We start from the raw sequence: 20,831 nt of genomic DNA, 5'->3' as shown, positions 1-20,831 counted from the left end.
CCTAGGCCCATGAGCAACACGCAGCCCGACAGCCCCACCGCGCCCCCGAGTCCCGCGACCGGCTCGGGTGACGCCTCCTGCGACGGCGCCTCCTCCACTAGCCCCTCGCCCAACGGCGCCTCCAGCGGCACCGGCGCTGCGGAGCGGCCCACGGTTGTCGGCCCCCTGGGGCCGGTGGGCCAGACGCTGGCCGCCCTGTCGGCGTCGAGCTCGGCGCCGGTGGCCTTCCCGGATCCGGGGCGCCGCCCCTATCCCGATCCGCGTCCCGCCGGATCGGCGATCTCGGCCTTCAGCGCCGTGCACGCCGGCCTGGAGGAGGACGAGGAGGGCACGCTCATGGAGACCCTGCGCATGGAGGTGGTCCAGCGCGATGCCGATCTCACGCAGGTGCGGATGCCGGTGGATGGGGCCCGCCAGGTGGTGGGGATCCTCCACGGCGGGGCGACGGCGGCGCTCATCGAGACCGCGGCCTCGGTCGCGGCGCGGGAGGCTGCGCCGACCGGCTCGGTGCCGGTGGGGGCGGAGCTGACGGTCTCGCATCTGCGGCCGGCTGAGGAGGGATGGGTGACGGCGGTGGCCACCCCCATTCACCGGGGGCGGCGCACCGCCGTCTACGAGGTCAGTGTGAGCGACGAGAAGGGCAGGCACATCGCCCGCGGGACGTTGCGCAGCCTGTTCACCTGAGGACTGCCCGCCGGGGATCGCGGGGGCGGGGGTCAGTCGTCCTTGCTGTTGGCTGCGGCGCCGACCTGCTCGATGACTGCATCGGCGACCTCGCGCATGGTCAGGCGCCGGTTCATCGAGGTCTTCTGAAGCCAGCGGAAGGCCTCGGGCTCGCTCAGGCCCATGCGCTCCATGAGCAGTCCCTTGGCGCGGTCGACCCGCTTGCGCGTCTCGAAGCGCTCGGTGAGATCGCTGATCTCGTTCTCCAGGGACAGGATCTCCTCGTGCCGCGACAGGGCGATCTCCAGGGCGGGGATGAGGTCGGCCGGGGTGAAGGGCTTGACGACGTAGGCCATGGCCCCCGCGGCGCTGGCGCGCTCGACCAGGTCGGTCTGCGAGAAGGCGGTCAGCATGACCACCGCGCAGGAGTGCTTGTCCAGAATGCGCTCGGCGGCGGTGATGCCGTCGGTGACCGGCATCTTGACATCCATGACGCACAGATCGGGCTGGTGCTCCTGGGCCAGGCGGATGGCCTCCTCACCATCGGAGGCCTCGGCGACGACGTCGTAGCCCGCGTCTGTCAGGGTCTCCACGATGTCAAGGCGGATGAGGGTCTCGTCCTCGGCGACGAGGACCCTGCGGGATCGGGTGGTGCTGGACTCGTTGCTCACACCATAGATCCTAGTATGCTTCGGCTCGTGGCGCCGCTCGAGAGCGGACGCGCCGCCTCCGTAGCCCAATTGGCAGAGGCATCCGACTCAAAATCGGAGTGTTGTGGGTTCGAGTCCCACCGGAGGTACCCCGGGCCCCACGATCCCCTCCGGATCGAACTGTCCCCCCCATTCGGCCGAGGTGCCCACCGGATGGGAGTGCAGCCTTGACGCAGCGCTTTCGGACTCGGGACCAGGGGTGCGCGCTCGTTGCATATCCTCAGGCCCCGGACCAGCCAACGGCCCCGGCCTTTCCGCACGATCCTGTCAGCCCTCCTCGCCGGGCCGTGCTGAAGATGTGCAGCACGGGGTCAGTCGACGTGAACGGTGGGTGCCTCTCCGCGCTGCAGCCCGTCATGATCGCGGCCCCCGAAGTGGACGCCGAGGACCTCGATCCGGTTGTCGCAGACGGCGAAGGCGATGACGACGCGATTCCTGAACCCCACAGTGCGCAGATGGGGCCGGATGTCGTCGCGGAGTCGCCCGGTCAGGGGGAACTCGGCCAGGGCCTCGCAGCGGTCCATGATGGCCGACAGGTAGGCCTCGGCCAGGTCGGAGGAGCCGGACTCCTCGGCGATCCGCCGGTAGAGCCCGGTCATGTGGCGCAGCGCCCACGGCGAGAAGACGACGTCGGGGTTCACGGCCGGGGCCGTGCCTGGTGATGGGCGTGAGCCTCGGCCAGATGGGCGCGCACGCCCTGGACGTCCCACGCCAGGCAGGGGTGGTCGCGCAACTCGTCGTAGGCCTCCCCCACCTCCTCGTGCAGCCAGGTCTCAGCGGCCTCCTCGCGGAGGAACAGGTCGATGAGGCCGTCGCGCACGACCTCGCTCTCGCTGTCATAGGCGCCCGAGACCACCCGCTCGGCCAGCGCCACCGCCACCTCTTCGGGCAGGGTGATGCTCAGCTCCTTCAACTCATGGGACACGACCAGATCTCCTCAACTGCTCATGTGCACTGCGATCACAGCCGCCTGCGCTCAGGCCTTGTAGTCGACCGTCTCCCCCACGGTGTGGATGCGGATGGAGTTGGTCGAACCGGGGGTGCCCGGGGGCATGCCCGCCACGATGACGACGGTGTCCCCGGCCTGCGCCAGGTGCTTGTCCTGGAGGATCTCATCGACCTGGGCGACCATGTCGTCGGTGTGCTGGACCGCGGGGACCCTGTAGGTGTTGACCCCCCAGGAGACCGCGAGCTGGTTGCGGGTGGAGTCCAGGGGCGTGAAGGCCAGCAGCGGGATCGGGGAGCGCAGGCGGGACAGGCGCCGGGCGGTGTCACCGGACTGGGTGAAGGTGACCAGGTAGGTGATGTCGAGCTGCTCGCCCATCTCGGCGGCGGCGCGGGTCAGGGCGCCGCCGCGGGTCTGCGGGTAGGAGCCGAGCTCGGCGATGCGCTCCCCGCCGTTCTCCTCCACGTTCTCGATGATGCGGGCCATGGTGCGCACGGCCTCGATCGGGTAGGCGCCCACGGAGGTCTCACCGGAGAGCATGACGGCGTCGGCGCCGTCGAGGATGGCGTTGGCGCAGTCCGAGGCCTCGGCGCGGGTGGGCCGGGGGTTCTGGATCATGGACTCCAGGACCTGGGTGGCCACGATGACCGGCTTGGCCTGACGGCGGGCCAGCTCGATGGCCCGCTTCTGCACCAGCGGCACCGCCTCCAGGGGCATCTCGACGCCCAGGTCGCCGCGGGCCACCATGATGCCGTCGAAGGCCGAGACGATGTCGAAGAGGTTCTCCACCGCCTGGGGCTTCTCGATCTTGGCGATGACGGGGATGCGCACCCCGACCTCGTCCATGATCTCGTGGACGTCCTTGATGTCGTCGGCGTTGCGCACGAAGGACAGGGCGATGAAGTCGGCACCGACCTCCAGGGCCCAGCGCAGGTCCACGCGGTCCTTCTCCGACAGGGCCGGCACCGAGACCGCCACGCCCGGCAGGTTGATGCCCTTGTTGTTCGACACGAAGCCGGGGACCTCGACCCGGGTGACCACATCGGTGTCGGTCACCGCGACGACGCGCACCGCCACGTTGCCGTCGTCGATGAGCAGGCGGTCGCCCGGGCGGCAGTCCCCGGGCAGGCCCTTGAAGGTGGTCGAGCAGCGCTTGACCGTGCCCAGCACGTCATCGGTGGTGATGGTGAACTCATCGCCCTTGTTGAGCATGACCTTCTGGTCGTTGACGAACTTGCCCAGGCGGATCTTGGGGCCCTGGAGGTCGACCAGGACGGCGATGGCCCGGCCGGAGGCCTCGGCGGCGGCGCGCACCCGCCCGATGACCTCCTCGTGGTCCTCCACCCGCCCGTGCGAGCGGTTGATACGCGCGACATTCATGCCCGCGTCCACCAGGGCTTGCACCTGCTCGGGCGAGTCGGTGGCGGGTCCGAGGGTGCATACGATCTTGGCTCTGCGCATGGGTCAAGCCTAAGGGACGCGCATGCGCTTGGCCGAGCAGGTGCCCGATACTCGCACGAGTTGGGACTATCGTCACCGTTCCCGGCCGTCAGTGACCTGGGAGTCCTCCTCGCCGTCCTGGCTCTCCTCCTCGCCGTCCTCACGGTCTCCGACGCCCCGATCCCCAGTGCTCTCCTGCTCCGCGGCGGGCCGGGTGGTATCGGCGATGGCGTCGTCGAGCCTGCGGGGCACCCCGCGGGAGGCCAGGACCAGGCCCACGGCCCCCACCGCGAAGATGATCACCGAGGTCCACACGTTCAGGCGCAGGCCCGCGATGGTCTCGGCCTCGTCGATGCGCAGTGCCTCGATCCACACCCGCCCCGCGGTGTAGACCATGAGGTAGGCCCACAGGAGCCTGCCCCCGGTGACGCCGTCGCGGGCCAGGAGCCGGCGCCCCAGCCACACCAGGAAGGCCGCACCGGCGAGGTTCCACAGGGCCTCGTAGAGGAAGGTCGGGTGGAACAGCGTGCCGGACGGATACCCCGGGGGCAGGTGGGCGGCGTCGATCTCCAGCCCCCAGGGCAGGGTGGTGGGCGCGCCGAAGAGCTCCTGGTTGAACCAGTTGCCCAGGCGGCCGATGGCCTGGGCCACCAGGAGGGCGGGGGCCACGGCGTCGGCCAGGGGCGCCAGGCGCAGGCCGCGGCGCCTCATGAGCCAGGCACCGGCGGCGACCCCGGCGGCGATGCCGCCCCAGATGCCCAGCCCGCCCCTCCAGATCTGGGGGATGAGGGCCAGGTCCCCGCCCGGGCCGACGTAGGCGTCCGGGGAGGACAGGACGTGGTAGATGCGGGCGCCGAGGATCCCCGCCGGGACCGCCAGGAGGGCCACGTCCAGGACGGTGTCCCTGTCCCCGCCGCGGGCCTCGTAGCGCCTGCCCGACCACCACACGGCCACGAAGACGCCCGCGAGGATGCACAGGGCGTAGGCCCTCAGCGGGAAGGGGCCGATGTACCACACCCCGGTCGAGGGACTGGGCAGGGAGGCGGGCGCAGCGGCGGCCGCGATCATGGCAGGGGCACTGGTGAGCACTCAGGGGGCCTCTCGGTGGGTGGCGTGGAGCAGGGAGGGGTGGGCGCCGGCGGCGACCAGCTCGGCGACGAACTGCTGGGGGTCGGTGGAGCGGATGACGGCCTCCCCCACCAGGACGACGTCGGCGCCGCAGCGGGCGAAGTCCATGACGTCGTGGGGGCCCCGGACTCCCCCGGCGACGATCCTGATGACCTCGGCGGGCAGGACCTCCGCGACCTGCTCGAAGCGGGCGCGGTCGACCGCCAGGGTGTCGGGGTCGCGGGCGCTGATGGCCACGATCCGCCCGCCGGACTCGATGGTGGTCAGCGCCTCGCGCCGGGTGCGCACCTTGACCACCGCGCACATCCCCAGGGAGTGGACCCGGTCGATGAGGCCCTGGAGGACCAGCGGCTCCAGGCGCGCGTCGAGCATGAGCAGGTCGGCGCCGTGGGCGCGGGCCTCATGGACCTGGTAGGGGGTGACGACCAGGTCGTTGGCCAGGACGGGCACCTCCACCGCGGCCCTCACGTCATCGAGGTCCTCCAGGGAGCCGTGAGCCCCGCGCGGGCCGGTGACCACCGAGACGCAGGCCGCTCCCCCGGCGGCGTAGAAGCGGGCCAGGACCCCCGGCGCGCCGCATCCGCTGAGGTCGGCGAAGGTGGCCGTGGAGCGCTTGACCTCGGCGATGACGCTGACGGTGCACCCCGGTGCGCGCAGCACCTGGCGCGCCTCCCTGGCCCCGGGGGCCAGGCGTGCCATCTCCTTGATCCGGCGCAGGGGGACGCGACTGGCGCGCTGGTCGGCGGCCGCGCGCGCCTGGGCGGCGATCTGCTCGAAACGCCCGGTCTGGTCGATGGCCACCGCGCACCTCCTTCCACAGATCCGCCGGAGCAGGTGGGCCTGGACGGCGATGGGCACCATCGTCGTCGGCCCGGGGCTCGCGAGGCAAATCCGCCCCCGGGCCGCCTCCTCAGGCCGGCGTCCCGCCGGCGGGGCGGGCGCCGACGACGGCGCCCAGGTCCCCGCCCTCCAGGAAGCAGGTGCGCCGACCGGTGTGGCAGGCCGCCCCCACCTGATCGACCTCGATGAGCAGGGCATCGCCGTCGCAGTCCAGGTGGACGGCCTTGACGTACTGGGCGTGCCCCGAGGTGTCGCCCTTGCGCCAGTACTCGCCGCGGGAGCGGGACCAGAAGGTCACCCGCCCCTGGCTCAGGGTGCGGGCCAGGGCCTCGTCGTCCATCCAGCCGACCATGAGCACCTCGCGGGTGTCGTGCTGCTGGATGACGGCGCACACCAGGCCGGCCGGATCGCGCTTGAGGCGCTGGGCGATCGAGGGGCTCAGGGCACCTGCGGGGCTGCCGCCCGGGGCCTGGGTGTCAGGGGCCTGGGTGTCAGGGGCCTGGGAGGTGGTCACCGCGGCAGTGTCTCACGGCGTCGATTCCAGGCCATGGATGAAGGCGCCGAAGATGGCGATCAGGATGATGATCACCAGGACTCCCAGGACGATGAGCACCGCCGAGATGATGACACCGGCCAGGGCCACGCCCCTGTTGGTCGCCCTGCCCTCGCGCGCCGCACCCAGGCCGAGGATCCCCAGCACGAGGGAGATCACCAGGGCGACGCCTCCCAGGGGGAAGGCGAACAAGGAGATCACCAACGAGCTCAGGGACAAGACCAGGGAGGTGATCCCCGCCCAGTTCATCTCATCGGGCCGGGGGTGCGCCCCCGGCGGGTAGGCGCCCGCGTAGTAGCCGGGGTGGGCGCCCGGCGGATGGCCGTACGGCGCGGGGTACCCGGGCAGATCGGGCGCCCCCGCCGGCGGGTGGCTCCCGACGGCGGCGTAGGGGCCGTCGTGGCCGCCTCCCGCCGCCCCGGGCTGCTGCAGGTGATGCTCCCAGGGCGAGCCGCCGGTCGGCCCTGAGGGCGGGTAGGGATCCTCGGTCATCGGGCAGTCCTCTCCATCATCACGCCCCTCCATTGCCATGCTGTCACGGTGCCGGCTCACCCCGGGGGCCCCAGGAGGGGACCCATATGCACCCACATCCCCGGTAGGTTCCTCACCACGAAGAAGATGCCCGTGGATACCAGGAGGCCGGTGGCCTCCCAGCCGGTGAGGAAGGCTCCCTGCGCTCCCCGGATCCTGCGCAGGAGCCAGCGCAGGACCACCAGGAGGGCGACGAGCTCGATGGCCAGGGCGAAGGGGTTGTAACCCAGGGCTGTGGGCAGGTCCCCGTGGATGAGGGCGGCGGTGGCCCGCGTCCCCCCGCACAGGGGGCACCACAGCCCGGTGCTGCGGTGCATGAGGCACAGCTCCGGGACCACGGAGAAGGTGCGGGGGAAGAGGACCCCTCCCCCGATCACCGCCACCACGGGCAGGCTCAGCAGCGTGGCGGCGCCCAGCCATAGACGAGAGGAGCGGCAACGGCGCACCTGTGGATGGGCGGCGGCATGGACCACGAGTGTATCCATTCAGGAACTCAGAGAACTATTCAATGCGCCCAGAATCCACAGAATGATCAGTAGCACCCAAGAAGCCCCGGCAATGACAATACCGGCGATCGACAGCCCCTTATTGTCAGCCTCCCCATTATTGACCGCCTGAATGCCGAGGATGCCGAAGATCACCGCGATGACACCCGGGATACCCCAGCAGCACACGCTGAAGATCCCCAGCACCAGGGAGGTGATGCCCATCCAGTTCTTCTCGGTGGGATTGGGCATGTATCCGCCGTAGGGCGCCCCGTAGCCGGCCTGGCCCGGATAGGGCTGCTGGGCGGCGGGATTGTACATCTGCTGATCCGGGTAGGGCTGGCCCGGATAGGCCTGCCCGGCATTGGGGCTGGAGGCGTAAGGGTCCTGGCCGTTGGGGTCGTACGGTCCGGGCTGGCCGGGGTAGGTGCTCATGGGGATCCTGATCTGATGAGGTGGGCGCTGCCGAGGGGCGCCCTGACATGGTACAGGTCACAGGAGGACCGTAACCGATCGGAGGATACCGAAGCCGTCGGGCCGAGGCAAAGGGGAGGACTGCCCACCGCCGCCCGGGGCGGCCATGCCCCGTGGCCCGCCCTCAGCGCACCGGGTGCCCGGCGCGGCGCAGGGCCTCCTTGGCCTGGCCCACGGTCATGGTCCCGTAGTGGAAGACCGAGGCGGCCAGGACGGCGTCGGCGCCGTGGTCGGCGGCCCGGGCGAAGTCCTCGGGCCGTCCCGCCCCTCCTGAGGCGATGAGGGGCACGCCCACCTCGCGCCGCACCGCGTCGATCATCTCAGTGTCGAAGCCGCCGGTGACGCCGTCGGCGTCCATGGAGTTGAGCAGGATCTCGCCCGCCCCCAACTCGGTGGCCCGCACCGCCCAGGCCACGGCGTCGATACCGGTGGAGCGCCGTCCCCCATGGGTGGTGACCTCGTAGCCGGACTCGGTGCTCACGCCCTCGGGGCAGCGCCGGGCGTCGACCGAGAGCACGAGCACCTGACTGCCGAAGCGCCGGGCGATCTCTCCGATGAGCTCGGGGCGGGCGATGGCGGCGGTGTTGACCCCGACCTTGTCGGCCCCGGCCCCCAGGAGCCGGTCGACGTCCTGGGCGCTGCGCACCCCGCCGCCGACGGTCAGGGGCACGAAGACCTGCTCGGCGGTGCGCGAGACCACCTCCATCATGGTCGAGCGGCCCTCGCTGGAGGCCGAGACGTCCAGGAAGGTGATCTCGTCGGCCCCCTGCTCGTCGTAGCGGGCGGCCAGCTCCACGGGGTCGCCGGCGTCCCGCAGCCCCTGGAAGTTCACTCCCTTGACCACGCGCCCGTCCTTGACGTCCAGGCAGGGGATGACGCGGATGGCCAGGCTCATGGCCTCTCCTCTCCGGAAGCGGCAGTGGCCTCGGGCGTGGCCTCGGGCAGGGCTGCGGGCGTGGCGGTGGGGGCGGCCGTTGGGGGCGCGGTCGGTGTGGCCGTGGGGGCGGCGGGCTCGGTGGCCGGGACGGTGGCCGGGGCGTCGTCGCGCGAGGCGATGGCCAGCACGTCGATGACCACGGCCACCGCGTCCTCCCCCCGCGCCTGATCGGCGGGCAGGGCCAGGACCACCCGTGAGCCCACGGGCACATCGACCAGCAGCTGGGAGACCCCGGCCAGGGTGTTCCTCATGTCGATGGAGCGCGGCAGAACGGTGGTGCCGTAGGCGGAGGTGCCCGAGACCTGGCCGGTGGACCAGTTGACGATGGAGTAGCGGGCGATGAGCAGGTCGTCCCTGCCCACCTGCGGCCCCTGGCCCTGGACGAGGGTGGTGATACTGGAGGTGGTGGGTGCGGAGAGCCCCTGGACTGAGATCTGGGCCGCGCCGTCCTTGTCGATGGTCACCGCCGGCATGCCGCTGGTGGGCTCGCGCTCCTCCCCGGTGGCCACGGTGGGAAGGATGTCGATCACGGTGATCTCGGTGGTCAGCTCCCCGTCCTCCTCGTGGGGGGCGCGCAGCACCACCCGGGAGCCCTCGGTCTTGCCCTCGATGGCCTTGTCGAGCTCCTCGCCCAGGGCGTCATCGAGCATGACCGTGCGCAGGGAGGCCCCTGTCTCGGTGCCGGTGGTGTTGCGCCCGTCGAGCCCGGAGAAGGTGGAGATCGACAGCAGGACGGCGTCGCCCTGGCTCACGGTGCGGCCGGTGCCCTCCACCAGGAGGTCCTCGTGCAGGGAGGTGGCCGGGGTCAGGGCCCCCTTGAGGGAGACCACGGGCACCACGCCCGGCCTCCCGGCGACCTCGACGACGGACTCCAGGGGGTCGTCGCCCGACAGGACCGTCTCCAGGGCCTGGGCGCTGGCCTGCCCCTGCTCGCCGCGCAGTCCGAGGTTCTTCACGGCCAGCGGCCCGAGCACCATGACCAGGACGACGACGCCGGCCAGGGCGATGGCCAGCAGGCCCCGGGGCCGCCTGCCCAGGGCCGCCCCGATGGCCTTCTGGGGGCCGGTGGCCGCGGCGGGCTCCAGGGCCTGCGGTTCCTGCGGGGCCTGCGCCTCCTCCTGGGGCCCGGAGCCCCGGGGCATCCGGTCCCGGGGGGCCGGCTCCGGGGATGCCGGCACCGGGGACGGCGCGGCGGGCCCAGCAGTGACAGGAACGGGCTGGGCAACTGGAGTGGGCCGGCCGGCCGGAGCGGGCCGGGCCTCGGGAACCGGGCGGGCGGCCGGAGCGGGCTGAGCCGCCGGTGGCGCGGCAGGCCGGGCGGGCGCAACCGGCTTCCAGGCCACGGCCCCACCAGCCGCCGAGGCAGGTGCAGCGCCGACCGCTGAGGCGGGTGTCGCGCCCGACCGGGCCTGGGGTGCGGGCCGGCCCTGGGCGCGGGCCTGCGCGGCGGGCTTGCGGACCGCGGGCATGTCTGTCGCCGAGGGCTTCCAGGTGGCGCTGGCCGACTGCGATGCGGGCTGCTGAGCCCGCCCCGGGCCCTGAGCCTGCTGCTGGAGCGGCACCTGGCCGGTGCTGGCGCGCTGGGCCTCCTCCTGGGCGCGCTCCAGGGCGCGCCGCTGACGACGGGTCAACGGCGGGCCGTCGGCCCCCGGGGGCGTGCTCGGTGTGCTGCTCATCGGATGCATCTTCTCATCATGCTGGCCGCATCCCGGCACCGGGGTCGAGACCCCGGTCATCCATGGCCGCCAGGAGCGCATCGACACGCTCATCAACAGCCCGGAAGGGGTCGGTCAGGCTGACGGGGCGGCAGACGCCGTCGTCCAGCCTCAGGCTCACCCAGTCCACACTGAGGTCCAGGCGCAGGTCCTCGGCACGGGCCACGGCCGCGCCCCGCAGGCGGGCGCGCGTGGTGGCGGGCGGCCGGGTCACCGCCGCCCGGCAGGCCTCCTGGTCGATGTAGCGGCGCAGCAGCCCCGCCCGCTCCAGGCGGGGCCGCAGCCCCTCCCCACTGGTGACGTCGTGGTAGGCCAGAGCGAGTCGGGCCACCCGCGGATCATCGAGCCGGGCGCCGGTGCGCTGGGTGTAGCGGGTGAGCAGCTGGAGCTTGGCCGCCCAGTCCAGCTCCGCGGCCACGGCCTCATACCGGCCCGAGCGCACCGCCTCCAGGCCCCGGCCCCACAGGTCGAGGACCTGGCGCTGCAGGTCGGTGGGGTCGAGCTCGGCCTGGACGTGGGCGGTGACCCGCTCCAGGTGCTCGTGCTGCAGGTCGACCGGAGTGATGGTTCTCCCATCGGCCAGCTCCAGGGCCACAGCGGCCCTCAGGTCGCTGCTGACCTCCCGGATGGCGCGCATGGGCTCGGCCAGGGCCAGGTCGGACAGGTCACCGCCGGACTCCAGGTAGTCCAGCAGCAGATCCATGGCCCCGGCCTTGAGCAGGGTGGAGCCCTGGGCGATGCTGGAGTCCCCGACGATGATGTGCATCCGCCGGTAGCGCTCGGCGTCGGCGTGCGGCTCATCGCGGGTGTTGATCATGGGGCGGGCCCGGGTGGTAGCCGCCGAGAGCGCCTCCCAGGTCTGATCGGCGCGCTGGGAGAAGCAGTAGCGCGCCCGCCCGCGCGCATCGGGGGCGATGTGCCCGGCCCCCACGAGGATCTGGCGGGTGACCAGGTGGGGCACCAGGGTCTGGGCGTCCTGCCAGAAGCTCCCCGAGCGGCGCACCAGGTAGTTCTCGTGGCAGCCGAAGCCGTTGCCCTCGGCGTCCAGGTTGTTCTTCAGCAGGTGGATGCGCCCGGTCACGCCCCTGTCCTCCAGGCGCGCATTGGCCTGGTCGGCCAGGTCGGCCATGATGAGGTCGCCGGCGCGGTCCTGGGCCAGCAGGTCCTCCAGGCGGTCGCACTCGGCGGTGGCGTACTCGGGGTGGGAGCCGACGTCGAGGTAGAGGCGCCCCCCGGAGCGGGTGAAGACATTGGAGGAGCGCCCGCGCTGGATGATGGGGTCGAACAGGGCCCGGGCGGCCTGGTCGGCGTCCATGGGCGGCGGGCCTGCCGTGCCCGAGGCGCAGGTGATGCCGTACTCGGTCTCGATCCCGATAATGCGGCGTGCCGTGGGGCGTGAGCCGCTCATCCTCACTGGCCGCCCTTCTGGACGAATCCTTGGACGAAGGCCGCCGCATTGGTCTCGATGACGGAGTCGATCTCGTCGAGGATCTCATCCACGCCGGTGACCTGCACCTGGGCGCCCGTGACGGCGTCGTCCTGGGGGGCCTCGGGGCCACCGGCGGCCTGGATGCGTCCCTGCCCTGCGGTCTGCGGCGTCACGGGTGTCATGGTGCTGTCCTCCTGGGCTGTGCCTGGGGCCTCGATCAGTCCTGTGGGGGCAAGTCTCCCCCAGGCTGCGCCGCTCGACCAATCGCCTCGATCATGGCGGCGGTCTCATCGTCGCTGAGGGCCACCGCCCCGGGAAGCTCCAGGCGCAGGAGGCTGGGACGGCCGGGCGGGTCCAGGACCAGGGAGGTCCAGGAGGCCGCCACGACGGCGGGCTGGTGGGCCACGGCGGCGCCACGGACCGCGGCCCTGGTGCCCCGGGGCGGGGTATCGGCCGCGGCCTCGACCTCATCGGGGTTGACCAGGCGGTGGATGCGGCCGGCGGCGTCGAGCTTGTCCACCACCGACCTGCCCTCCCGCAGGTCGGCCCACTGGATGTCCAGGGCCGCCAGGCGGGGGTCGTCCCAGCCCGTGCCCGAGCGGGCCCGCATGGCCTCGCACAGCTCGAGCTTGGCCACCCACTCCACCAGGGCGGGGGCCGGGCCGCTGCGCCGGGCCGCCCACTGCTCCAGGGCGTCCAGGCACTGGCGCCACACCGACAGGGCCGCATCCGCCTGATCCGCTGCGTGCTCGGCGACCCCACCAGCGCCATCGGCGCCCCCGCAGCCCTGGCGCACCACCTCCTCGACGGCCGCCAGGCAGGCCCGCTGGATCTCCAGGGCCGTCATGGGGCCGCTGCGGGTGGCCAGGTGGTGGGTCAGCGCCGTGTCATGGGAGACCGCCCAGCACTCCTCCACCGCATCCCCGCACAATTCCAGGCCCTCCAGGGCGCCCAGGCCCCGCCCCAGGCGATGGGAGTGCTCCAGGAGCCACAGCATGAGGCTGGTGGAGGCGACCTTGAGGTAGATGGGCACATCGAAGCGGTTGGCGTCGCCGTTGATGACATGCAGGCGGCGGAAGCGGCCGGCGTCGGCATGGGGCTCATCCCGGGTGTTGATGATGGGCCGGTTGAAGGTGGTCTGCAGCCCGATGGCGGACTCGATGTAGTCGGCGCGCTGGCTGATCTGGAAGCCGGGCTCCTGGCTGCGCTGCCCCAGGCCCACGCGCCCGGCGCCCACCATGACGGGGCGGGTGACCAGGAAGGGGGTCAGGCCCGCGGCCAGGGAGGCGAAGGGCACCGAGCGCTCCACCAGGTAGTTCTCGTGGGAGCCGTAGGAGGCGCCCTTGCCATCGACATTGTTCTTGTACAGCACGATCTCCTGACCGGGAAGGTCCCGGAGATGGGCGGCCATGGCGCGCCTGGCGATGACCTCCCCGGCCCGGTCCCACACCAGGGCGTCGCGGGGGGTGAGCACCTCGGGCGAGGAGTACTCGGGGTGGGCGTGATCGACGTAGAGGCGCGCCCCGTTGGGCAGCACCGCGGTGGTGGCCCGGGGCAGGTTCGCCTCCTCGGCGCTGGGGCGGGGGCGGTCCCCCCAGGGCGGGGCGGCGCTCGGCGCGGGGCGCTCGGGGTCGTCGGTGAGCTGGCTGGGGTCGGCGTCGGCGCGATCCAGGCGGCCTCCGCGCATGTCCGCCAGCGGGTCCTCCCCCTCATAGTCCCAGCGCACCGCCGGAGCGCTCCGGCCATCGGGCCCTACCAGGCCCGCTCGTGAGCGCACCGCATAGGCCTGGACGATCTGGGAGGCCATGACCATGGGGTTGGCGGGGGCGGAGGGGATGCCAGGGCTGTTGGGGCCGCCCCCGGCCCCGGGCTGGCCCAGCACCCCGTACTCGGTCTCCAGGCCCACGGGGCGCCGCACCGGCCCCAGCGCACTGCCGCTCATCGCCGCACCTGCGTCCCACCGGGCCGCCGGCCCTGGGTCCCCGTGGGCCGCGGGCCCAGGCGCCGCACGCTGCGCACCACCCCGCGCCTGCCGCCCAGGACGCGCGTCCAGCCCTCGGGGGTGTTGGCCCCGGTGACCTCCTCACTGCGACGGGCCTCGGCGGTCACCGCCTCCAGGACCCGGGCCGTGCTCAGGCCGCCACTGCCCCCGGCCAGCTCGTCCTTGATGGAGGCGGTCTTGGCCCTGGCCACCACGGCGGCGAGCATCGCCCCACTGACCAGGTCCGACAGGTGCAGGGTCTCGATGGTCCCGTCGACGTAGACGACCTCCAGGACGGCGGTCCCGGCGGTCTTGGCGTACAGGGCGTCGATAGCGGCGCGCCGCAGGGCCGCGGCCGTGGCCGCCCGGTCCCCCTTGCGTGCCGCCAGCTCGGCGGGATCCAGGGGGAGCTCGGCGGTCAGGTGCTTGGCCAGGATCTCCTCAGCCCCCACGGCGTCGGGGCGCTCGATGCGGATCTTCAGATCCAGGCGCCCGGGCCGCAGGACCGCGGGGTCGATCATGTCCTCCCGGTTGGAGGCCCCGATGATGAGCACATTGCGCAGGGCCTCCACGCCGTCGATCTCGGCCAGCACCTGGGGCACGATCGTGGTCTCCACATCATTGGACACCCCGGTGCCCCGAGTGCGGAACAGGGCCTCCATCTCGTCGAAGAACACCACCACGGGCCGGTCCTCGGCGGCGGCCTTGCGGGCCTGCTCGAAGATCGCCCGGATCTGGCGCTCGGTCTCCCCCACGAACTTGCTCAGCAGCTCGGGCCCCTTGATGTTGAGGAAGGCGGGGCTGCGCGAGCTCCCATGAGTGGTCGAGGCCAGGGAGGTGGCCACGGCCTTGGCGATGAGCGTCTTGCCGCATCCGGGGGGCCCGTAGAGCAGCAGGCCCTTGGGCGGGCGCAGCCCGTAGGAGCGGTAGAGGCCGGGGTGCTTGAAGGGCAGCTCCAGGGCGTCGCGGATCTCCTGGATCTGGGCGCCCAGGCCACCGATGTCCTCCCAGGAGACATCCGGGGTCTCGGTGACCACCAGCTGCTCGACACTCGTGCGCTCGACCACCGCCGTGACCACGTCGGCCCGCAGGTCGGCGGCCAGGGTGTCACCGGGCTTGAGACCGGCGGCATCCAGGTGGGAGGCCAGGGTCAGGACCCGCTCGGAACCCGAGGCGCTGGTGGCCAGCACCCGGGTGGGGCCCAGGACCTCATCGAGGGTGACCGTCTCACCGGTCTGGGGCGGCGGGAGGGTGTCGACCACGAGGAGCTGGTCGTTGACGGCCACGGTCCTGCCCACCTGGAGGTCCTCCTGGGGCACGCTGGGGTGGACCCCCAGGTGCATGTGGCGCCCCGAGAGGTTGACCCCCACCTCGCGGGGCCTGTGGTCATCCTCCGATTCGCGGCCCCGCCCCGCCCCGCCCCGCGGCGCACTGGCGGTCGGCAGGCTGGTGAGCAGGCCGAGGGTCACCGGCGGCAGGGTGACCTCGTCGAGCTGGGCGCCGAGCTCGGCGATGCGCTCGCGGGCGCTGGTCAGGGCGGCGACGAGGCGCTCGTTCTTGGCGCTCAGGCTCACGGCCTCGGCGCGGGCCTCGCGCAGCTGGTGGCTGGCGAAGTCCTGGTCGCCGCGGCCCCGGCTCCGGGCTGCCTCGGCCGGGCTGCGGTGGTCGCTGGCGTCAGTCATGGCTGCCTCCGCTCTGGGCTGGCTGCGGGGTCCCGGGCAGGACGGGGGTGGCGTCGTCGGGCTGCTTGGCGCGGGTGTCGCGCAGGACGCGGCGGACCTTCTTGTCGGTGCTGGTGCGCTCCTTGACATCCTCGGGCAGCCAGTAGCCGCCCTCGTCGTAGGCGCCGCGGGCAGGCGGCCGCTTGCGCGTCAGGGGCTGGGAGCCCGGGGCCAGACGGCGGGCGGACAGGAGGAAGCCGGTGTGGGCGACCATGCGGTGGTCGGGGCGCACCGCCAGGCCGTCGACGTTCCAGGTGCGCACCATGGACTCCCAGGACTCGGGCTCGGTGAACAGGCCGCTGTGGCGCAGGGCCTCCACGGTGCGGGAGAGCTGGGTGACGGTGGCCACGTAGGCCAGGTACACCCCGCCGGGGGCCAGGGCGCGGGCACCGGCCTCGACGTTCTCCCAGGGGGCGAGCATGTCCAGCACGATGCGGTCGATGCTGGCCGGCTCCACGCAGGCCTCCACGACGTCGGCGAAGTCCCCGGTGCGCAGCTCCCAGGCGGGGTGGTGGCCGCCGAACCAGGAGTCGACGTTGGAGGCGGCGATATGGGCGAAGTCCTCGCGCCGCTCGATGGAGATCAGGCGCCCGCTGTGGCCGATGGCCGAGAGCAGGTTCATGGTCAGCGCCCCCGAGCCCACTCCCGCCTCCAGGACGCGGGCGCCGGGGAAGATGTCGCCCAGGGCGATGATCTGGCCGGAGTCCTTGGCGTAGACCACCTGGGCGCCGCGCGGCATGGACAGCACGTAGTCGGCCAGCAGGGGGCGCAGCAGGAGGAGCTCGTGACCGGTGTCGGTGGTGATGACGCTGCCCTCCGCCAGCCCCACGACGTCGCGGTGGTAGAAGGAGCCGCGCACGGACTGGAAGTAGCCGCGCTCATCCAGGACGAAGGTGCTCTTGCGGCCCTTGGAGTCGGTGACCTGGAGGCGCTCGCCGTAGCGGAAGGGGCCACGGCGCCCCGCCTGGCCCAGGACGTCCTGGGTGGCGGTGCGTGGAAGGGGCTGGTGGGCTGAGGGCAGCGCGTCCTGGGGGCTGGGCGCGCTGGGACTGCTAGACGTCATCAGGTGGAGTCTATGGCCTCCCGGGGAATTGGCCAGGCCCCAGGCGCGCCGGGCGAGGGCGGGGGCGGTTCGGGCCACGGCCGACGGCGTCGCGCCCCGTCCGCCCAGAACCCGCCTGCCCAGACTCCAGCCCAGAATGCGAGTGCGGGGTGCAGAAAGCGAGTGCAGGGTCATCGCATTCTGCACCCCGCACTCGCATCCTGTCCCGCTACCCGCGCGGTGCGGCGAGCATCGAGCCCTCGGGCAGGCCATCGTCGAGCCCCCTGCCGGGCCAGAGCATGCCGGCGGCGGGCACTGCCGCTGTCACGGTGCCGGCCGGGAAGACCGATTCAATGCGCTGGGCCAGGGCCAGGAGGTCGTAGAACTCCTCGTAGGTGATGCGCATGACGGTCCAGCCCTGAGCCTGGATCGCGTCCTGGCGCCGCTTCTCCTCCCAGAGGTCCTGCGGCGACTCGTACTTGACCTGGCCATCGACCTCGATGACGATGCCCTGCTCCGGCCAGCACAGATCCACCCAGTACTGCCCCCTCCGCGTCTCGATCAGGTACTGGGGGCGGGGCGGTGTCAGTCCCAGCGCCAGGGACAGCCAGCGAGCCGCACTCTCCCCCGGGGAGTCGGCCATCGGGGTGGCCGCGGCCAGGACGGCTCGGGCCTGCGATATCCCTCGACGACGGGGGTGACGATCGAAAAGCCCCTCCCAGACCCTGCGGGCCATGGCCTCGGTCCGCTCATGCACCCAGGGGCGGCGGCGCTGGGGGCGGCACACCAGTCGCAGCGCGGCGTCGGCGATGACCAGCGCATTGTGGGCGGGCTCATCGCAGGCGCAGTCGAAGGCGGTGCGCAGCGCACTGGTGACGGCCATCCCATTGACCACGGCGATCTCCTCGCCGGTGAGGTCCAGTTGGCGGCGCCACAAGGAGACCTGCCGGCACAGGCGGCCCGGGCCGGGAAGCGGGCGGGGCGGGCCGCTGGAGGGGACGCCGATCAGCGGCAGCGGGGTGCGGACCTGCCGGGGCCTGGAGGGCACGGCGACGTAGACATCCGGCTCCCGGCTCATCATGGGCAGTCCCAGGATGAGGGCGGCCGAAGTGTGGCTCAGGCAGCGCATGGAGCGCTGGGTGGCCTGGGCGGTGATCGCCCGAGCCAGGCAGAGCGTGTACTGGTGCTGCCAGCGGGAGGCCTCCTCGTGGGGCACCCACAGGATGCCGGGGGCCAGGCGCAGGCCCGGGCCGGGTCGGCTGGCGCGTGCTCCCACGGAGACGAGCCGTTGCGCCCGCACGCCGCGCCCGGTGCGCACCAGGCGCGGCAGGAGGCTGCGATCCAGGGGGTGGTGAATATCGGCGCTGATCCCGCCGAGGGCTGCTGATGCGCGGGTGCTCGTCTCCATGGGCCAACGTTGCGCCCGCATCACTCGGGCTGCCAGTGCAGCCCTCCAGCGCTGTGGACAGCGCTTGCAGCACGCCTGATGTGGATCCCGGGTCGCCGCACAGGAATGCGGATTGCGAGTGCGGGGTGCAGAATGCGATGACCCTGCACTCGCTTTCTGCACCCCGCACTCGCATTCTGGGCTGGAGTCTGGGCAGGCGGGTTCTGGGCAGGCGGGTTCTGGGCGGACGAGGCGCGCCGCCGTCGGCGGGGCCGGCTCAGACCTCGGGCAGGTGGTGCTGCGCGGCGCCCCGTCCCGCCAGGGTGAAGGCGCACCAGGCTCCGGTGATGCCCACGAGCATGACCACCACCATGGGGGTGGCGCTGGCGCCGCCCCCGGAGCTGGCCAGTGGGGCGGAGGACCCCATGGCCGCCGCCTGGACCAGGCCCATGAAGGCGCTGGCGGTCCCGGCGATGTGCCGGGCCTCGGACAGGGCCAGGGCGCTGGCGTTGCCGAAGACGAAGCCCTGGGCGGCCATGGTCGTGACGAAGCCCGCGCACAGGGGGATGAGGGCCAGGTCGAGCACCAGCACGCTGAGGGTCACCACGGTGATGCCGAGGGCCGACAGGCTCAGGCCGGCCCCGATGAGCCGGCGCGGCGGGAGGCGCCCCACCAGGCGGGAGCTGAGGATGGCCATGAGCATGCTGGAGCCCGCGGTGCAGGCGAAGAACACCGAGTACTCCATGGGGCTCAGGCCCTTGATCTGCTGCAGGACGAAGGAGGAGGCCGAGACGTAGGCGAACATGGCGAAGCCGGAGAAGGCGGAGGTGAGCATGTAGCCCATGAAGCGCCGTCGGGCGACCAGATCCAGGAGGCCCTGGGCGAAGCGGCGCAGTCCCCCGCCCCGGCGCTCCTGGGCGGGCAGGGTCTCGGGGATGAGGAGGGCCGCCATGGCCATCATGAGCACGCCGAAGCCGGCCAGGCACCAGAAGATGGCCCGCCAGCCGGCCACGGACAGGACCGCTCCCCCGGCCACTGGGGCGATCATGGGGGCCAGGGCCCCCAGGGCCATGAGGATGGACATGATGCGGGCCAGCTGGTCCCCGCGGGCGACGTCGACCAGGACCGCCCGCCCCACGACGGCGGCCGCGCCACCGCCCAGGCCCTGGAGGACCCGCCCGGCCATGAGCACGCCGATGCCTGGGGCCAGGGCGCAGACGATGCCTCCCAGGGTGCAGGTCAGGCCGCCCAGGATCATGGGCGCCCGCCTGCCCCACCGATCCGAACCGGTGCCGCCGATGAGCTGGCCCAGGCCCATGCCGACGAAGAAGGCGGTCAGGGTCAGGCCCACCGAGGTGGAGGTGGTGGCCAGGTCGCGGGTGACGCGGGGGAAGGCCGGGGAGTACATGTCCGTGGCGAAGGGCGGCACGGCGCTCTGGATGGCCAGGGCCGCGATGAGCCCGATGGTGATGGTGGCGCCTGCGGTATCGCGGGTACCGTGCTCTGCGGCCATGGGGAGTCCTCTCGACGTCGGGCATTGGGGCAGCGCAACGCTACTCCCACCGCGCCTGATCGGCTCCCCCAGCGGCGCGGGGAGTCAGCGCGCCCCGGTGGGCACGGCGCCCCGCATCCGCCCGGCCTCGATGAGGACCAGCCAGCGCGAGACGGCGCGGGCCCGGCTCATGGCATCGGCGGCGGCCGGGCCGGTCATCTCACTGGTGAGGGCGGCGGACGGCAGGACGGTGCACACCTGACCGGCGGTGATGGCCGCGCCCTGGCCGGTGTCCCCGCCGGCGCCCTCATGCAGGTCCAGCTGGTCCAGGCCCGCCCGGTCGATGGTGCCCAGCAGCTGGTCGCCGTCGCGGACCAGGACGAGGGCGGCGCCGTCGTCGAGGATCTCGCGCACCTGGCCGATGGGGGTGTGGGAGGGTGCGGTGGCCACGGGGCGGGCGAGCGTGCGCAGGTCGAGGCGCTGGGCGGCCCGGGCACCGCGGCCCAGGCCCAGGACCCGCCAACTGGTGGAGCCGATGGTCCAGGCGACCATGGCCATGATGACGAGGCTGAAGGCGCCGGGCCTGTGCCCGGCCAGGAGGGGGCGGCCCACCCACCACCACACGATGAGGGCGACGACGCCGATACCGCCCCAGGCGGCGGCCTTGAGCCCCAGCAGTCGGTTGCCGGTGGCCTGCTCGATGAGGGAGGACAGGGCGTGGCCGCCGTCCAGGGGAAGGCCGGGCAGGGCGTTGAAGATAGCCAGGGCGAGGTTGACCCAGGTCAGGGCCCAGGTGGCCACGTAGACGGGGATGGGCAGGTCGGCGGCGTCCTGGAGGGCCCGGCCGCCCGCCCACAGCGCCAGGTTGGTGGCGGGGCCGGCCAGGGAGACCGCCGCGCTCCTCCAGGGGCGCCAGGTGGCGGGGGCGCCCCCGAAGGTGGTCAGCCCGCCCCACAGGTAGAGCTCGTAGCGGGTGGGCCTGCGCCCCAGGAGGGTGCCGACGGCGCCGTGGGCGAGCTCGTGGAGGAGCACCGAGGCCGCCACGCCCAGGACGGTGACCAGGACGACACCCAGGATGGTCGCGATGCCGAAGGGCCCCAGCACCTGGGAGACCAGGGGGTACCAGCTGGCCGCGATGATGAGTCCCAGCAGCGCGGAGGTGGGGGCCACGACGATGGGCGCGCCGCCGAGACGGCCCAGGACCCACTCCCCACGGGCGGTCGGTGAGGAGGCGGCAGCGGCAGGGGTGGACGGCAGTGACGGCATGCGCGCGAGCCTACTGGGCCTGCCTGGGCGCGATAGGACGCGGCAGGGCCCGGTGCCGGCGGAGGCACCGGATGTACAGCGCCGAGCCGCG

Annotated in this window: 21 protein-coding genes and 1 tRNA gene; 2 read left to right on the top strand and 20 right to left on the bottom strand. The window is 72.8% G+C overall.

The window, feature by feature from the left end:
- Positions 1 to 9 precede the first annotated feature (9 nt).
- Positions 10 to 684: a PaaI family thioesterase gene (locus tag MANAM107_RS11425; protein WP_223908545.1), complete on the top strand. Its 675-nt coding sequence runs from the start codon at positions 10 to 12 to the stop codon at positions 682 to 684.
- Between the two features lie 32 nt (positions 685 to 716).
- Here MANAM107_RS11425 and MANAM107_RS11420 read toward each other — a convergent pair whose 3' ends face one another.
- Positions 717 to 1,334, bottom strand: coding sequence for an ANTAR domain-containing response regulator (locus MANAM107_RS11420; RefSeq protein ID WP_223908542.1), 618 nt, complete (start codon positions 1,332 to 1,334; stop codon positions 717 to 719).
- A gap of 54 nt (positions 1,335 to 1,388) precedes the next feature.
- On the opposite strand from MANAM107_RS11420, the gene MANAM107_RS11415 reads away from it, so the two are divergent.
- Positions 1,389 to 1,462, top strand: a tRNA-Leu gene (locus tag MANAM107_RS11415).
- Positions 1,463 to 1,684: 222 nt separating this feature from the next.
- On the opposite strand, the gene MANAM107_RS11410 is transcribed toward MANAM107_RS11415, so the two are convergent.
- From MANAM107_RS11410 to MANAM107_RS11320, 19 genes are all read right to left on the bottom strand, one after another.
- On the bottom strand, positions 1,685 to 2,014 hold the full coding sequence (locus MANAM107_RS11410) for a type II toxin-antitoxin system RelE/ParE family toxin (RefSeq protein WP_223908540.1): 330 nt from the start codon (positions 2,012 to 2,014) through the stop codon (positions 1,685 to 1,687).
- Positions 2,011 to 2,298 (bottom strand): ribbon-helix-helix domain-containing protein, encoded by a 288-nt coding sequence (locus MANAM107_RS11405; RefSeq protein ID WP_223908532.1) that lies wholly within the window; start codon positions 2,296 to 2,298, stop codon positions 2,011 to 2,013. The genes MANAM107_RS11410 and MANAM107_RS11405 overlap by 4 nt, the downstream gene beginning before the upstream one ends.
- A 51-nt stretch (positions 2,299 to 2,349) precedes the next feature.
- The gene (pyk, locus tag MANAM107_RS11400) at positions 2,350 to 3,780 is read right to left on the bottom strand and encodes a pyruvate kinase (RefSeq protein WP_179900348.1); all 1,431 of its coding nucleotides are present in this window, start codon (positions 3,778 to 3,780) and stop codon (positions 2,350 to 2,352) included.
- A gap of 72 nt (positions 3,781 to 3,852) precedes the next feature.
- Positions 3,853 to 4,827, bottom strand: coding sequence for a prolipoprotein diacylglyceryl transferase (lgt, locus tag MANAM107_RS11395; RefSeq protein WP_223913146.1), 975 nt, complete (start codon positions 4,825 to 4,827; stop codon positions 3,853 to 3,855).
- Between the two features lie 21 nt (positions 4,828 to 4,848).
- Positions 4,849 to 5,688, bottom strand: a complete 840-nt coding sequence (locus MANAM107_RS11390) for an indole-3-glycerol phosphate synthase TrpC (protein ID WP_373314053.1) — start codon at positions 5,686 to 5,688, stop codon at positions 4,849 to 4,851.
- Positions 5,689 to 5,797: 109 nt separating this feature from the next.
- The gene (gene hisI / locus MANAM107_RS11385; RefSeq protein WP_223913141.1) at positions 5,798 to 6,169 is read right to left on the bottom strand and encodes a phosphoribosyl-AMP cyclohydrolase; all 372 of its coding nucleotides are present in this window, start codon (positions 6,167 to 6,169) and stop codon (positions 5,798 to 5,800) included.
- A gap of 84 nt (positions 6,170 to 6,253) precedes the next feature.
- A complete protein-coding gene (locus MANAM107_RS11380; protein WP_223908529.1) occupies positions 6,254 to 6,772 on the bottom strand; it encodes a DUF4190 domain-containing protein in 519 nt (172 codons plus the stop codon).
- Between the two features lie 56 nt (positions 6,773 to 6,828).
- Positions 6,829 to 7,296: a DUF2752 domain-containing protein gene (locus MANAM107_RS11375; protein ID WP_223908527.1), complete on the bottom strand. Its 468-nt coding sequence runs from the start codon at positions 7,294 to 7,296 to the stop codon at positions 6,829 to 6,831.
- A complete protein-coding gene (locus MANAM107_RS11370) occupies positions 7,297 to 7,731 on the bottom strand; it encodes a DUF4190 domain-containing protein (protein ID WP_223908525.1) in 435 nt (144 codons plus the stop codon).
- A 163-nt stretch (positions 7,732 to 7,894) separates the two neighbouring features.
- Positions 7,895 to 8,665 (bottom strand): imidazole glycerol phosphate synthase subunit HisF, encoded by a 771-nt coding sequence (gene hisF, locus MANAM107_RS11365; RefSeq protein ID WP_223908523.1) that lies wholly within the window; start codon positions 8,663 to 8,665, stop codon positions 7,895 to 7,897.
- Positions 8,662 to 10,383, bottom strand: a complete 1,722-nt coding sequence (locus MANAM107_RS11360; protein WP_223908520.1) for a hypothetical protein — start codon at positions 10,381 to 10,383, stop codon at positions 8,662 to 8,664. The genes hisF and MANAM107_RS11360 overlap by 4 nt, the downstream gene beginning before the upstream one ends.
- Before the next feature lie 16 nt (positions 10,384 to 10,399).
- Positions 10,400 to 11,830: a Pup--protein ligase gene (gene pafA, locus MANAM107_RS11355; RefSeq protein ID WP_223908517.1), complete on the bottom strand. Its 1,431-nt coding sequence runs from the start codon at positions 11,828 to 11,830 to the stop codon at positions 10,400 to 10,402.
- Positions 11,831 to 11,832: 2 nt separating this feature from the next.
- A complete protein-coding gene (locus tag MANAM107_RS11350) occupies positions 11,833 to 12,033 on the bottom strand; it encodes a ubiquitin-like protein Pup (protein ID WP_179901538.1) in 201 nt (66 codons plus the stop codon).
- 35 nt (positions 12,034 to 12,068) lie between these two features.
- Positions 12,069 to 13,793 carry a proteasome accessory factor PafA2 family protein gene (locus MANAM107_RS11345; RefSeq protein ID WP_223908513.1) on the bottom strand — a complete coding sequence of 575 codons (1,725 nt, stop codon included), beginning with the start codon at positions 13,791 to 13,793 and terminating at the stop codon, positions 12,069 to 12,071.
- Positions 13,790 to 15,514 carry a proteasome ATPase gene (gene arc / locus MANAM107_RS11340; RefSeq protein WP_223908510.1) on the bottom strand — a complete coding sequence of 575 codons (1,725 nt, stop codon included), beginning with the start codon at positions 15,512 to 15,514 and terminating at the stop codon, positions 13,790 to 13,792. The genes MANAM107_RS11345 and arc overlap by 4 nt, the downstream gene beginning before the upstream one ends.
- Positions 15,507 to 16,616: a tRNA (adenine-N1)-methyltransferase gene (locus tag MANAM107_RS11335; RefSeq protein ID WP_223908507.1), complete on the bottom strand. Its 1,110-nt coding sequence runs from the start codon at positions 16,614 to 16,616 to the stop codon at positions 15,507 to 15,509. Before MANAM107_RS11335 ends, arc begins: the two co-directional genes overlap by 8 nt.
- Before the next feature lie 208 nt (positions 16,617 to 16,824).
- On the bottom strand, positions 16,825 to 18,003 hold the full coding sequence (locus MANAM107_RS11330; RefSeq protein ID WP_223908504.1) for a DUF559 domain-containing protein: 1,179 nt from the start codon (positions 18,001 to 18,003) through the stop codon (positions 16,825 to 16,827).
- Between the two features lie 256 nt (positions 18,004 to 18,259).
- A complete protein-coding gene (locus tag MANAM107_RS11325) occupies positions 18,260 to 19,495 on the bottom strand; it encodes a multidrug effflux MFS transporter (RefSeq protein ID WP_223908501.1) in 1,236 nt (411 codons plus the stop codon).
- An 84-nt stretch (positions 19,496 to 19,579) separates the two neighbouring features.
- On the bottom strand, positions 19,580 to 20,740 hold the full coding sequence (locus MANAM107_RS11320; protein WP_223908499.1) for a site-2 protease family protein: 1,161 nt from the start codon (positions 20,738 to 20,740) through the stop codon (positions 19,580 to 19,582).
- Positions 20,741 to 20,831 lie beyond the last annotated feature (91 nt).

The sequence above is a fragment of the Actinomyces capricornis genome, from assembly GCF_019974135.1.
Classification (GTDB): Bacteria; Actinomycetota; Actinomycetes; order Actinomycetales; family Actinomycetaceae; genus Actinomyces; species Actinomyces capricornis.
Note: the sequence above shows the minus strand (reverse complement) of the source record. Positions and strands in the feature narration are given on the sequence as shown.

Excerpts from the sequence above, each read along its gene's own strand:
- MANAM107_RS11425 (WP_223908545.1), top strand. The coding sequence starts at position 10 with ATGAGCAACACGCAGCCCGACAGCCCCACCGCGCCCCCGAGTCCCGCG.
- pyk (WP_179900348.1), bottom strand. The coding sequence starts at position 3,780 with ATGCGCAGAGCCAAGATCGTATGCACCCTCGGACCCGCCACCGACTCG.
- lgt (WP_223913146.1), bottom strand. The coding sequence starts at position 4,827 with ATGATCGCGGCCGCCGCTGCGCCCGCCTCCCTGCCCAGTCCCTCGACC.
- MANAM107_RS11380 (WP_223908529.1), bottom strand. The coding sequence starts at position 6,772 with ATGACCGAGGATCCCTACCCGCCCTCAGGGCCGACCGGCGGCTCGCCC.
- MANAM107_RS11375 (WP_223908527.1), bottom strand. The coding sequence starts at position 7,296 with ATGGATACACTCGTGGTCCATGCCGCCGCCCATCCACAGGTGCGCCGT.
- MANAM107_RS11370 (WP_223908525.1), bottom strand. The coding sequence starts at position 7,731 with ATGAGCACCTACCCCGGCCAGCCCGGACCGTACGACCCCAACGGCCAG.
- hisF (WP_223908523.1), bottom strand. The coding sequence starts at position 8,665 with ATGAGCCTGGCCATCCGCGTCATCCCCTGCCTGGACGTCAAGGACGGG.
- MANAM107_RS11360 (WP_223908520.1), bottom strand. The coding sequence starts at position 10,383 with ATGAGCAGCACACCGAGCACGCCCCCGGGGGCCGACGGCCCGCCGTTG.
- pafA (WP_223908517.1), bottom strand. The coding sequence starts at position 11,830 with ATGAGCGGCTCACGCCCCACGGCACGCCGCATTATCGGGATCGAGACC.
- MANAM107_RS11350 (WP_179901538.1), bottom strand. The coding sequence starts at position 12,033 with ATGACACCCGTGACGCCGCAGACCGCAGGGCAGGGACGCATCCAGGCC.
- MANAM107_RS11345 (WP_223908513.1), bottom strand. The coding sequence starts at position 13,793 with ATGAGCGGCAGTGCGCTGGGGCCGGTGCGGCGCCCCGTGGGCCTGGAG.
- arc (WP_223908510.1), bottom strand. The coding sequence starts at position 15,514 with ATGACTGACGCCAGCGACCACCGCAGCCCGGCCGAGGCAGCCCGGAGC.
- MANAM107_RS11335 (WP_223908507.1), bottom strand. The coding sequence starts at position 16,616 with ATGACGTCTAGCAGTCCCAGCGCGCCCAGCCCCCAGGACGCGCTGCCC.
- MANAM107_RS11330 (WP_223908504.1), bottom strand. The coding sequence starts at position 18,003 with ATGGAGACGAGCACCCGCGCATCAGCAGCCCTCGGCGGGATCAGCGCC.
- MANAM107_RS11325 (WP_223908501.1), bottom strand. The coding sequence starts at position 19,495 with ATGGCCGCAGAGCACGGTACCCGCGATACCGCAGGCGCCACCATCACC.
- MANAM107_RS11320 (WP_223908499.1), bottom strand. The coding sequence starts at position 20,740 with ATGCCGTCACTGCCGTCCACCCCTGCCGCTGCCGCCTCCTCACCGACC.